Annotated in this window: 9 protein-coding genes; 5 read left to right on the top strand and 4 right to left on the bottom strand. The window is 43.5% G+C overall.

Annotated elements, in window-relative coordinates; all coding sequences use genetic code 11:
• The first annotated feature begins 316 nt into the window (after window positions 1–316).
• The 5 genes from ACA108_02525 (at window position 317) to ACA108_02505 (ending at window position 6,217) form a co-directional block, all read left to right on the top strand.
• Window positions 317–523: a helix-turn-helix transcriptional regulator gene (locus ACA108_02525; protein XEX96440.1), complete on the top strand. Its 207-nt coding sequence runs from the start codon at window positions 317–319 to the stop codon at window positions 521–523.
• A gap of 96 nt (window positions 524–619) precedes the next feature.
• A complete protein-coding gene (locus ACA108_02520; protein ID XEX96439.1) occupies window positions 620–1,216 on the top strand; it encodes a hypothetical protein in 597 nt (198 codons plus the stop codon).
• A 391-nt stretch (window positions 1,217–1,607) separates the two neighbouring features.
• Window positions 1,608–2,264, top strand: a complete 657-nt coding sequence (locus ACA108_02515) for an inovirus Gp2 family protein (protein ID XEX96438.1) — start codon at window positions 1,608–1,610, stop codon at window positions 2,262–2,264.
• A 537-nt stretch (window positions 2,265–2,801) separates the two neighbouring features.
• A complete protein-coding gene (locus ACA108_02510; protein ID XEX96437.1) occupies window positions 2,802–5,033 on the top strand; it encodes a Piwi domain-containing protein in 2,232 nt (743 codons plus the stop codon).
• Window positions 5,021–6,217, top strand: a complete 1,197-nt coding sequence (locus tag ACA108_02505; protein XEX96436.1) for a hypothetical protein — start codon at window positions 5,021–5,023, stop codon at window positions 6,215–6,217. Before ACA108_02510 ends, ACA108_02505 begins: the two co-directional genes overlap by 13 nt.
• Window positions 6,218–6,226: 9 nt before the next feature.
• Here ACA108_02505 and ACA108_02500 read toward each other — a convergent pair whose 3' ends face one another.
• The 4 genes from ACA108_02500 to ACA108_02485 are packed head-to-tail and all read right to left on the bottom strand — an operon-like array spanning window position 6,227 to window position 12,067.
• On the bottom strand, window positions 6,227–7,387 hold the full coding sequence (locus ACA108_02500) for a hypothetical protein (GenBank protein XEX96435.1): 1,161 nt from the start codon (window positions 7,385–7,387) through the stop codon (window positions 6,227–6,229).
• Window positions 7,387–9,090 carry an AAA family ATPase gene (locus ACA108_02495; GenBank protein ID XEX96434.1) on the bottom strand — a complete coding sequence of 568 codons (1,704 nt, stop codon included), beginning with the start codon at window positions 9,088–9,090 and terminating at the stop codon, window positions 7,387–7,389. Before ACA108_02495 ends, ACA108_02500 begins: the two co-directional genes overlap by 1 nt.
• Entirely contained in the window at window positions 9,090–10,448 is a 1,359-nt protein-coding gene (locus ACA108_02490) for a restriction endonuclease subunit S (GenBank protein XEX96433.1), read from the bottom strand. Before ACA108_02490 ends, ACA108_02495 begins: the two co-directional genes overlap by 1 nt.
• The gene (locus tag ACA108_02485) at window positions 10,448–12,067 is read right to left on the bottom strand and encodes an N-6 DNA methylase (protein XEX96432.1); all 1,620 of its coding nucleotides are present in this window, start codon (window positions 12,065–12,067) and stop codon (window positions 10,448–10,450) included. Before ACA108_02485 ends, ACA108_02490 begins: the two co-directional genes overlap by 1 nt.
• Window positions 12,068–12,085: the final 18 nt, after the last annotated feature.

Here is a 12,085-nt window from a genome sequence, read left to right as displayed (position 1 = left end):
GGAAAGAAGTGGATGCTTTATTCACTCCCGCAGTAAGCGACCTTATGACATTTAATGAAAAAATTTCCCTTAGCACAGTGCTCAATGGCAGCCAAGAAATTGGTATGGAGTGGCGTTCAGGGAACTCGGTAGCTGATAGCTGGCGGATCGTTATGAGGTAACACTAAGCAATTCAATTTGCCTGTAGGCCCGTAGTGGCATAGAGGTCAATGACCTTCAACTTTTTTTACAGATTACCGGGTTGGTATGCCGAAGCACGTGGTCGTTATCAAACATCACGAGTCCGGCTTACCTTTCTTAACCGGAGAAACGAACAATGAATACCCATCCATCTCTTTTAGAAGACCAGTTTGTCAATATGGCATTTATCACCAACCTGACAGGTTTAACGGACAAGTGGTTCTATAAGCTAATTAAAGATGATGTTTTCCCAAAACCAATAAAAATGGGTCGTAGCTCCCGCTGGTTAAAAAGTGAAGTTGAAACCTGGCTTCAGGAACGCATTAACCAGTCACGCAAATAGGCCTCTCCCCTAACTAAACCCGCAGCATGAAAATAATTATCCGGCTACCCGGAGATTTTCTGTTTCCTGTAATTTAAGCCAGAAGGAATATGAACCATGAAAGACTATAAACCGCGTTACGAAGAACTTCATAAATGCTACCAGACTTGGTTGACGGATTTTACGAAGCTGACTGTCCGGCAGGGAATGTGTCATCAAAACATATATCACTATCATAGCCTGACGGTTGGCTGTCTTAATTTACCAGGGAAAGAACCTGTTATTGCTATTGTGCCTCACTGGCTACATCGGCTTATTTATGGAAAGGCAGCGGCAGCATCATTATCGATAGATGATGACCTGAGTGTAAGCTTATTAACGCAGGAACACCTGCTGGCCCACCATCCCATGCTTGAAGGCGTTCTGCTTTCCGAATGTGTCCGTTTAAAACAGCGTTCACTGGCAAATAAGCTCACCAGCCTGTTTCAGCAGTTTAGAGGGACTGAACTTCGTCTAAAGCTTGTCTGGCTGTGCTGGTACGATTTGATGTTGGGGAATTGTCTTGCTGATTGGATTGAAAGTCTAAAGTTCAAAACAAGCGAGGAAGTAAATAACTGGGTTAATGACCGGCAGACTGAGAACCACATGCTTACCAGCATGATGGATGAATACGTCTGCTTTGCCTACCGCACTGTACTCGATCCGCTGATTTGAGCCGCTCGAAATGCGACGGATACATAACCATTCCAGGGCAAATACATATTTTATGGAACTGCTAACTTCGGAGTAATTATTGTCATTGAAACAATAAGTTAAGCCTTGCCACAAAAGGTTCCGCTAAGCGGAACTAATGTCGGATAGGTAGTATTTACCTGTGGGGTAAGAGCCTAAAAACCTGTCAATGACCATATAATACAAACACTTAAATAAACCTCTGCAGGGCATAAGGCTGTAATCATCTGAGCCATATGCTGAACAACTAGCAACGCCTGTAATCAATATCCCTATCAGCGTTACTCCCTGAATCTCCCAATCACTATGCCTGTCTGTGTTTCAGGAAGGCAGCACTATACCTGCTGTTTCCCTACAGGTGGAGGAAACTATTATGTTTTTGTTCGATGACATCATCCACCCAATGGTAGTGGACCAACGCCATGAACCTTTCAACGAGAAATATCTACAGCGTATCGAAGGGGTACTCTGTAACGCACTGCAGGACCATCCACAAACCACGGTTATCAGGGTGGATTTACACTTACCGGAAGCCGGAGATGTGGGTGACAGTATTGTCAGTGATGCAGACTTAAGCCCGGGGCTAATGTCCCGCTTTATCGACTCACTGAAAGCTCAGATAGCCGCTTACCGACAAAGAAAAGCCAGGGAAGGTAAACGCTGCCATCGCTCTTCAGTTCGCTACGTCTGGGTGCTGGAGCAACCAGAGCTGGGTGGCAAGAAGCATTACCACATGGCACTTTTCGTCAATACCGACACGTTCAATGCTCTGGGAGGCTACGGCGAACAGGGGAAAGGTCTGGCCTCTCTTGTTCAGAACGCGTGGCTAAGTGCAATGAAGAAGCGTGACTGGCCTGAATATCTGACGCTAGTGCACTTTGTTGATAATCCTATGGCTTTCCTGGAGCTCAATAAGCCGGAATTCATGGATAAACTGGATGCACTTACTTTCCGTCTGAGTTACATGGCAAAGCATCGAACCAAACGCTATAGCAGTATTGAACGCTCATTTGGTTGTAGTCAGGGCTGATATTTCATACATCGTTTTTGCTGATGGTTGTTAATTTACGCCATAACTCCATAGTGTGACAACCACACCGCTGTGCCCTTCTCAATCCTTTTAATCCATTCATCAGCATGGCGTCTGTCTGCCCTTCAGGGATGGCATACGCCTGCCTGTAAGAGTCCGATTATCAAGGTAAACTCCATTTAACGACCTGCCACATCGGTCATTTTAATCATGAGATCCCGCAAGTGTAATTTAGTCAGGCTGGCAGCTATAGTGTCATATCGGGGCTTTAGTGCCCATATGTACACCGGATAATAGATCTTCATCACAGTGCGTCAAAGCATAGCCAGCACTCGTATCAAATCCCCAGTCTTTGCATTAGATTAGTATAAAGTGTTAGATAATTGCTTTGTGAGTCTTAAAAACATTTCCGCGACCATGGTGGAGAAATTAATTGCTGAACTGTTAGTTCCGGAGACGAGTGAACACACGGCGAGCGCCAGTCAGGTGCCAGTGTGCAAGCACATCCCCGACTGGGAATAATTATCAAGGCGCAGTATGTTGGATTTTTCACTAACACAAAAGGGGTGGGTCTTGCCGATTGTCCTGAATGCGTTTCCACTGAAAGTCCCTGAATTGGAGTTGAAATTTGTCCAGATACCCTACGACAAGACAACTCTAGATAGCCTCCGCTCCTCCCATAAAGTGACGCACGTCTTCCGGCGTCATGGTGAAAATATTCAGATCTTTTCGAGTGATGGTACGTTCCCCAAATCTGGTACACCGCAGACACTGCAACTAAAGGATAATTTGGGAACCTTTTGCTCTCTGGTTAAAGATGGTCTGCTCAAGCACTTCGCTGGATTGGGCCGAACTCCTTGCGGCTTCAATCCTATCGAGGTGGTAAGTGCCAAACCAAAAGACAATCTTTTAGCCTCAATTCTTGGTGAGGCTTATCCCTTAAAAGTTTGTGCCAAATATTCAATCAACACCCGTACTGTTCAGGGCCAACCGTGTCTTATAATTGATTGCACAACACGTCGTGTAGTAAAAGAGAACTGCCTGTTTTTCCTAAAAACCGGATTCAATGTTATTGGTCGCTACGTCGTCACCGAGCAGGACGACGGATTTAGAAAACTTTTAGGGTTTGTAGAAAGCTGCTACGAAGGGAGAACTTTGAGTGTCATTCGTCCCGACGGCCAAGCTGTTCATGCTGAGGCGAAAGACGTTTATCTCGAAGCTAGCCGAGCGAATTTTGACGACTACATCCTTCATACGCATGGTACGAAGAAAGACTCCATTGTCGAACATATTCGGCAGTCCGTTTCCATTTTCAACGGAGGCGAGAATAAAAAAGACCGAATCGACGCCCTTAAGAGGTATATCCAAGCGACAAACATCTCACTGCTCGATGGAACGCGTATCGAAATCGAGGATCCATCCGACATTCAAAAAGATTGTGTACAAATGCAAAAGCCGGTGTTCGTCTTCAACGATAACGGTGAAGCAGATTGGGCGGAGAAGGGTCTTACACAAAATGGCCCCTATACAAAACGTACCTTCGATAGGAACGATCCGTCAATCTGCGTGATCTGCGCCCAACATGACAAAGGACGAGTCGAGCAGTTCATCCGTAAGCTACTGAAAGGTATGTCTAATAGCAAATATTTTAGAAATGGCCTTGAGGGTAAATTTGCACTTGGAACCAGTCGTGTTGAAGTGTTCGAAACATCCACAGACAGCGTCGATGCATACAAAAGTGCCATCGAAGCTGCAATACGCAAAAAAGCCGATGACGGAGGACGTTGGGATCTGGCCCTCGTACAGGTGCGGCAGTCATTTAAAAAACTTAAAGTTGCTGATAATCCTTACTATCTTGGTAAAAGCCTATTTTACTTGCACCAAGTTCCTGTACAGGATTTCACAATAGAGCTGCTAGCGCAGTCTGATTATTCACTCGGCTACTCGCTTAATAACATGTCACTGGCCTGCTATGCGAAGATGGGTGGAATCCCGTGGCTGCTAAAATCATCGCCAACGCTATCCCATGAACTTGTGATCGGTATTGGCAGTGCAAATATCGTCCAAGAGCGTGGTGCCCATAATCAGCGCATTATGGGAATCACCACCGTATTTTCGGGAGACGGTAGTTACATTGTCTCGAGTACGTCCAAAGCCGTTGTACCGGAAGCTTACTGCGGCGCTCTAACCTCTGTTCTAGCCGAGAATATAGAAAAAATACAAAGGCGAATGAACTGGCAGAAAGGCGATACGATTCGCTTAATTTTCCATGTACAAGTCAAAAAGTTCAATAAGGAAGAGATTCAGGCAGTCCGTGCGGTAATCGACAAGTATAGAGATTACCAGATCGAGTATGCCTTCGTAAAAATCTCAGAGAATCACGGACTCCACATGTTCGACTCTTCAACGGCGACCATGCCGAAAGGACGCCTGGCGACACATCGCGGAAAAACGTTTAAGCTTTCTAAAAACGAAATGCTTGTTTACCTGATTGGCCAACGTGAATTACGACAAGAAACGGACGGTCATCCACGTGGTGTGATCGTCAACGTTCATAAAGACTCGACCTTCAAAGATATTAAGTATTTGAGTGCTCAGCTCTACAGTTTCGCATCACACTCCTGGCGTAGTTACTTCCCCAATCCCATGCCAGTTACCATCACTTATTCCGATCTTATCGCCCATAATTTAGGATGGTTGAATCAGCTACCGGGCTGGAGTGACTCAGTCATGATTGGAAAAATAGGGCATTCACAATGGTTCCTATAGAGAAAGAAAACGTTTATCAGCTACGCGACTATTTTCACAGTAAGGTGATCGAATCCGCTCACATTGATCCATTTAAGTCCTGCTTTTTTAATCTTCTGGAAGGAGTTAAAAGCTGCATTACGAATTTTAGCTTTGCGGACCTATCTTTATACCAACGCTGTGCAATTTCAGGTTTAGGTATTCTGGATGAAACTGTCTCGGTCCAGGATGTTTCTCGCCTGCTCGGGCAAGCTCCCAAGATCGACTCAACACCGAGACCTTGGGTATCGGACATGTTCGGTGTAATGGCAGTAAAATGGCTAACCGCAAAGATTCAAGATGAGAGTATAGATCACGAGTTCGAACAGTGGATTTCAGGGTTTCTGGCTCAGCAGATTGAAAGCAACCATCTCAGTATCTTCGAGAAAGATATCGCGACATATGTCAGTAACAGCGAATCAGCCACCTTTAGTAGTGCTTGCATACCACTCTTCCTTCATTATAGAAAGTTACTGAAGATCAATAGCCATCAGAACCGACTTTCTCTTGTCGGACGTTTTATGAGTGAATTTCAAGCACAAGCTACAGAAAATCCTTCAGTGACTCTCTTATGCGTAATGCTTTACGTTTTTAATCAAATTAATCAGGAAATTGCCATTGCTCCACCGTCTGGATGGACACTGGATGACCTGCTAGGATTTCTGGAACATATCCCTGCTGGGTTAAAAAGGTGGACATGGGAGGACTCAGGTCGAACCAGAGGCGCAGAGCCCGTAAAGTGGCAAGTTGAAAATGAATATCATGTTCAGAATCTGCTTTATATCCTACTTGCACCAATATTCAACGATATTGCAGATGAGGTGAATCTTCAGCCTGTCGGGCAAAAAAACCCCCGCATTGACCTTTATCTGCCATCACTGCACACAATTATTGAAGTAAAATACCGAAAAGATACAAAGAAATCGTTTCCTGCACTAATAGGAGAAATTGCAGAAGATGCATCACTTTATCGTGTCGACGAAAAATATAAGGATTCAAGTATCATCAGTTTCCTGTGGGATTGCACGCGTGCAACGCAAGAACATACGAAATTCAAGGAGGGGGTGTTGAAGATAAATGGCATTGATGGTTGCGTCGTAATAAACGCCCCCTCCACAATGAATTTAAAAAAACAGTATGACAATATTCATCACCGGTTGAAATGATATTCAACATTAATCAAAAGTGTCAGCCATATCAGCATCATTTGATAGCCTTAACTTCCAGTCAATTAATACCCAAACATCTTGTAGATAGGCTTCATTTTGACTAGATAAAAACTCATAAACTTTATGCCACCAAAACCTCCACTCCGATTTTTTATAGTCTATTGGCATTTGTCTTGAATATCTATCTAATTGCCCACAGAAATCATCAAAACTTACTGGTCGCAAATCTGTAGCTATACGCTCGATAAAGTGAGTTTTAAGATGCTGTTCTACTCTTTCTGTAACTTTGTAAACTTCTTTCCAGACATCTATTTTACTTACTATGTCTACTGGAGCTCTTGGGAATAAAACAGATGCTGAGTCCAAGGGCGCTTCCCAGTTATTCTCAATTAAGTCTCTACGATCACTTAGATGAAGTGACACCGCTGCAAATTGTTCACATGACTCTTGAGATGGGGGAAGTGGATAAAATGCTATTCTTCGTTGGTTCACATTATCTCTGAGAACATCTTTAGCTCCTTTTGCTTTACTGTTGCAAATGTGGCAAGTCGGAATGAAATTACCAGGATGAACACTGTAAACGGGATATTTATCTTTGCAAAGAACATGATCGTAGTCTGAACGATACTGTTTTTCATCTGCTACATTCGCTCTATTTTGAGAGAGAAGTGCAGTACCACAAATAGAACAAAGATGGCTGTGATTATTTTCCCTTACAAAGTTTTGATAATGATTTTCTATAGAACTTTGAGATTGTAGCTTTGCTTTAGCAAGATCTTTTGTGCATGTAAAGAGATGAGTTGTTAATGACTTACACGCTTCAAATAAGGAGGTCGGCACTAATTCTGGCAATCTAGCTTGAGTGTCATTAAAAAAATTTTGGATATTCTGGGACTCACTTATCTGATCTGATAATTCCTGACGTTTGACTATTGTATCTGGGAGCTCTAACCAGAGTTTATGAAATTTTTCTCTTGTTGGTTTATTACTCCAACAAACACTTGGGACTGTTCTTTGTCTACCTCGACTTGTTTCCGTAAAGGTACGAAATAATCTCTCTGAATAAACATCTGCATTAACACTAGATTGCAGAAAATGAAGAAACTCAGCGTTAAGTAATGAAAATACAGAGCATTGAGGAGTCTGTGGGTTGAGTGAGAATAACATTAGTTCTCTAATTTCCTTAGAAGATAAGCCTTTTCCATTGACTCTCCCAAATTGTCCTCAATCCAGCGTCGCGCAGCTATAACTGCTTCAGGATTATTATCTTCTGGTAATCGATTTTTAACATCCTCTACCACTGTCTGTGAAATAAGGGAACGCAAACCGTAGTGGTTCTTAACCAAGATATCAAATGAGGTACCATAAGTCTGGCTGGACACCGGTTCCATACTGATACAACCCATATCACTACGCTCGAAGAAAAATACATTCTCGCGTTTGAGCGAGGAAATCATGAATGGTGAGTGAGTAGATAAAAAGAACTGCGATTGACCTTTTCTCTCTTTTTCAGGTGTAAATGCTTCGGTTAAACGCTGGTGAAAATAGGTACGCCAAGATGGATTAAGATGTGTCTCGGGCTCATCAAAAAGAAATATAGCCTGAGCCTGACTAAATATTCGCGTAGCCGCGATAACCTGAATCAATTGAGCTTCACCGTCAGATAAATCATCAAATTTGACGGTGTCACCTTGTTCATTAGCCATTAATAACTCAACAACAGATAAAGGTAATCTTGACTGCAGAGGTTTTTTTACCGTACCTATAAAATCATCTTTCATCAATTTCAAACGAGATGTACGATCCCAGTTCTTTATGCCAAGCTGTTGAATATTATTAAGTCTTTTAAATAATGCGAAAGAATCATAGTAGTTATCTTCACGAAGTCGGTTTAAAACAGCCTCATCACTTAATTCAAGAGTGATTTCTCCAGAAAGATACTCTAACTCATAAAGCTCATACTGGTTATCTGTCGTTCGGCCTCCCGTTGGCCTAACATGATCGGAGCCTGCTATACGGATCAACATTTTCACATCACGAATGGCATCATCTTCTATGATACCTGAGCGAAAGTCGTAATGAAGCACTGCTTTGACAGGATGTTTGTATGTTATTTCATCAAACAGTTGTAATACTGTTTCTGTCGGAAGTACCGAAAGCGATAGAACCAATAGCCCAACATTATCGTAATCAAGGTAGTTAAAATTACTAGCAAATGAGTTAACTTCTCTTAACTCTAAATAGCCATCTTGTACGAAACCCTCTTCAGATAATTGACTAAAAATATGTGGATATTTTTTTATATACTGATGATTAATATCGACTTGTTGTTCCTGGTCAATTTTCTGCGAAAGTCTTTTATGTCTTTGGGCGCTAACACGACGTACTTCAAAATGTTGAACAGCATTCTTCATAAAGCTGCGCTGTAAATTTTCGTTTAGCCCCGATGCATAACCAACTACTACCGGAATAGGAAATTGATGTTCACCAGCCTCTAATGTATGCCACTCATCAGCATTGCGAATACTTAAAACCACATCACCATTAAGCTCAATCGTTACCTTTAACTCAACAATACCATCACGGGTAATGGGCATGTCAGGATATAAAAGAGCATCATTATCATGTCTAAGATCCCATTGATAATGTACTGTAACGGCAAAACCTAGCGACGTTTTAGTTTTGAATTCTTCACGTTGCCATCGTTCCAGATAAGAAAAAGTTTCTCCTATTAACTCAAGCAATTGAGATTTACCTGACCCATTGAGGCCAATCAAGGCAAATACATTGTCTTGAGCATAACTAAAATCAAAGACTTGATCTTTTAAGCCTTTGTAGCTGCCGCGTAAACTTAAGGAGAGTAATCGCATTAACTATTACCTTTGCCGCATTTGATATTTTTTGTGCTTGCGCGTTGCTGTTGAATTTTTTCCAATAAGGCTTGGGCGCTATTTTCACCACGAACTAAGTCAGGGTTTTCAGCCCGCCACTGCGCCGTGAGTTCTCCGCGAAATGCTTTAGCTAGAATCGATTGCGTGAGGTTGTTGACGCGCTCAAGGGCGTTTTGTACCTGCTTTTCGATGCCGTCAGCGTAGGCGAAAAGTTGTTCTACGCGGTGAACAATTTCGGTTTGTTCTGAAAGTAGAGGGAGAGGTAATTCAAGTGAAGCAAGTTCCTTACTGTTGATATTGTTAACACCAGAAGTGGAGCGAGCAATATTTTCAATGACTTGCCTTAATTGCGGGCTCTGCAAACAAAAGGAAATATAGTGAGGTATAGCTTTTTCTTGATCAAGTCTTATGCGGATAAGATATCCTGCAAAAAGATATTTAATATCATTTTCTGAAATTACAGCTACTTTGCCAACTAAATCTACGCTTCCATTTGAACGAATTAAAAGCAAATCACCTTTCTCCAAAGAAAGCGAGAGTAGCTCTTTTGAATCAAAATCAGCATATTTAAGATTATGATTAATTATATAACCCATCCCAATGTTGGGGATCCGTAACACAGCCACATTACCTTTATCCTCAGAACATTTTTTAGATGTTCCATATCTAATATCTTTGGCAATTTTACCAAGTCTAGTTAATTTATTTACTTCACTATTTGTAGAGATCAATTTCCCACTCACCGCGGCCGCCAGCACCGCCTGACGAAAACGTTTTAGGATTTGTGGTATTTGCTCAAGGCGTGCTTTGGCGCTATCAGCCTGTGCTAGCAGAGTGTCGAGTTTATCGGCGATGATTTTTTGTTCGGTTAGGGGGGGGAGCAATATAGTTATTTGCTCAATACCTTTACCAGATATATTAGGCTGAGCTCCTCCATAAGCAATTTCCAATATAGTGTCAGATAGCGAAGATATTAGGAGGTCTCGATATTTAGCATTACCATATTTAGTGGAATGAAGAATGATATTTCCAACGCGTTGATTTTGATACGCAGGTGTTCGCCCTGAGTATACTCCTATTTTTCCCGTCGTTGCGCCAGACATAGCAATTAATAAATCACCACTGTTAATTTCAAAACCACTCTCTCCAGCTAATACATGAACAGCATTTCGGTCTGAAGTCTGAGCCCCATTTAAATCTGATATTCTGATTACTGGATATGTATGCTCACTCGCATTTACATAACTAGTACTTTTGAAAGCAAAACCATTTTTCAAATAAAGATAGTCGCCAACACATGCGTAGCACCACCCTTCAGGCAATTTACCCTCGCTCATCACTTAACCCCACCCAACATCTCATTCAGCAACGTCTTTTGCGCATCGGCTTCATCGCTAGCGCCCAGCTCACGCATCAGCGTATCCAGCTCCCCCAGTGCCTGCACCAGTTCGCCCATCGCTTCGGCAGCCAGCACCGATGGTTCAGGTAGGTTAGCCGCATCAACGCTGTTGTTATCTTTCAGCCATGAGATATCTAATGAATCACCTTTAACATCGCGGATCCATTCGCGGCTGAATGTGCGCCAGCGGCTGGTCGCCATGCGGTCGTCAACGTGCTGATTTTCGGCGTTATCGGGCGCGTCGAGCTCGTCGGAGTTAAAGCTCCATTCCCCTTCGCTGCGCGGGCTTTGGCCGTAGGCATCGTCACCGTAAACCGCTTCAAAGGGTTTTAAATGTTGCTCACCAAACGGGGTGCGTTTGCCAAAGCTTGGCATGTTACTGCGCAGATCATAGACCCAGACGTTTTCGGTACAGTTTTCATCCTGATATTTGTTGTTGGCGCTACCTTTGGTGAAGAACAAAACGTTGGTTTTCACCCCTTGGGCGTAAAAAATCCCGGTGGGTAAACGTAAAATGGTGTGCAGGTTGCATTTGTTCATAAGGTCGCGACGTACATCGGTGCCAACGCCCGCTTCAAACAAGACGTTGTCGGGCAGCACCACGGCTGCACGGCCACCCGGTTTTAAGTTACGGTAGATATGCTGTAAAAACGCTAGCTGTTTGTTACTGGTTGGGTAGGTTAAGTCATCACGGGTAATGCTAGCTTCACCGCCCTTCGCCGTACCGAACGGAGGGTTAGCAAGAATGATATCGGCTTTGGGCAAGCTAGCGCCCGCCATGCCCAGCGCGTTGCCCTGATGCACGACGCCTTCGTCATCCCCTTCCATGCCGTGCAGCAGGCAGTTCATCAGTGCCAAGCGGCGCGTAGACGGAACCAGTTCCACACCAACAAAGGCTTTATTTTTTTGAAAGGTTCTCGCTTTGGCCGTCAGGTCGTAGAGGTTGTCGGTTTGTTGCTTGATGTATTGATCGGCGGCAATCAAAAATCCTGCGGTGCCCGCAGCGGGATCTTGGATCACTTCTCCAGGCTGTGGCTTAATGCAGCGTACCATGCTGTTAATTAAAGCTCGCGGCGTAAAATATTGTCCTGCGCCAGATTTTGTTTCTCCGGCGTTTTTCTCCAGCAGACCTTCATAAAGATCGCCGAGACCGTCTTTTTTAGCACTAAACCAGTCAATTTGGTCGAGGGTGCGGATCATCTGTTCGAGATGACGAGGCTCACGCAGGCGAGTTTGCGCATCGGCATAAATGGCGCTAATCAGCGGGTCAGCATGAACCGAATTACCTTCAGCGTCTTTGCCACTGGAGAGCTTCAACAGCATTTGTTTGTAATAGTTGAGCAGGTTGAGGCCCGATAAACTGTTGAGATCGCCCCAGCGGCAGCCCTGCGGTAAGGTGTGCTGATCTAATAATTCTGCTTCGGTATTTTCATGCACCATTTTGATAAACAGCAGTAGCACTAGTTCGGTGACGTAATCGCTGTAGTTGATGCCGTCGTCACGCAGTACATCACACAGGTTCCACAGTTTTTGTACGATATCGTTATTATTACTCATTATTTTTCCTGCATTCGC

The sequence above is a fragment of the Dryocola sp. LX212 genome (assembly GCA_041504365.1).
GTDB lineage: Bacteria > Pseudomonadota > Gammaproteobacteria > Enterobacterales > Enterobacteriaceae > Dryocola.
Note: the sequence above shows the minus strand (reverse complement) of the source record. Positions and strands in the feature narration are given on the sequence as shown.

What these genes read in the sequence shown, in the direction of transcription:
- ACA108_02525 (XEX96440.1), top strand. Translation starts at nt 317, where the DNA reads ATGAATACCCATCCATCTCTTTTAGAAGACCAGTTTGTCAATATGGCA.
- ACA108_02520 (XEX96439.1), top strand. Translation starts at nt 620, where the DNA reads ATGAAAGACTATAAACCGCGTTACGAAGAACTTCATAAATGCTACCAG.
- ACA108_02515 (XEX96438.1), top strand. Translation starts at nt 1,608, where the DNA reads ATGTTTTTGTTCGATGACATCATCCACCCAATGGTAGTGGACCAACGC.
- ACA108_02510 (XEX96437.1), top strand. Translation starts at nt 2,802, where the DNA reads ATGTTGGATTTTTCACTAACACAAAAGGGGTGGGTCTTGCCGATTGTC.
- ACA108_02505 (XEX96436.1), top strand. Translation starts at nt 5,021, where the DNA reads ATGGTTCCTATAGAGAAAGAAAACGTTTATCAGCTACGCGACTATTTT.
- ACA108_02500 (XEX96435.1), bottom strand. Translation starts at nt 7,387, where the DNA reads ATGTTATTCTCACTCAACCCACAGACTCCTCAATGCTCTGTATTTTCA.
- ACA108_02495 (XEX96434.1), bottom strand. Translation starts at nt 9,090, where the DNA reads ATGCGATTACTCTCCTTAAGTTTACGCGGCAGCTACAAAGGCTTAAAA.
- ACA108_02490 (XEX96433.1), bottom strand. Translation starts at nt 10,448, where the DNA reads ATGAGCGAGGGTAAATTGCCTGAAGGGTGGTGCTACGCATGTGTTGGC.
- ACA108_02485 (XEX96432.1), bottom strand. Translation starts at nt 12,067, where the DNA reads ATGAGTAATAATAACGATATCGTACAAAAACTGTGGAACCTGTGTGAT.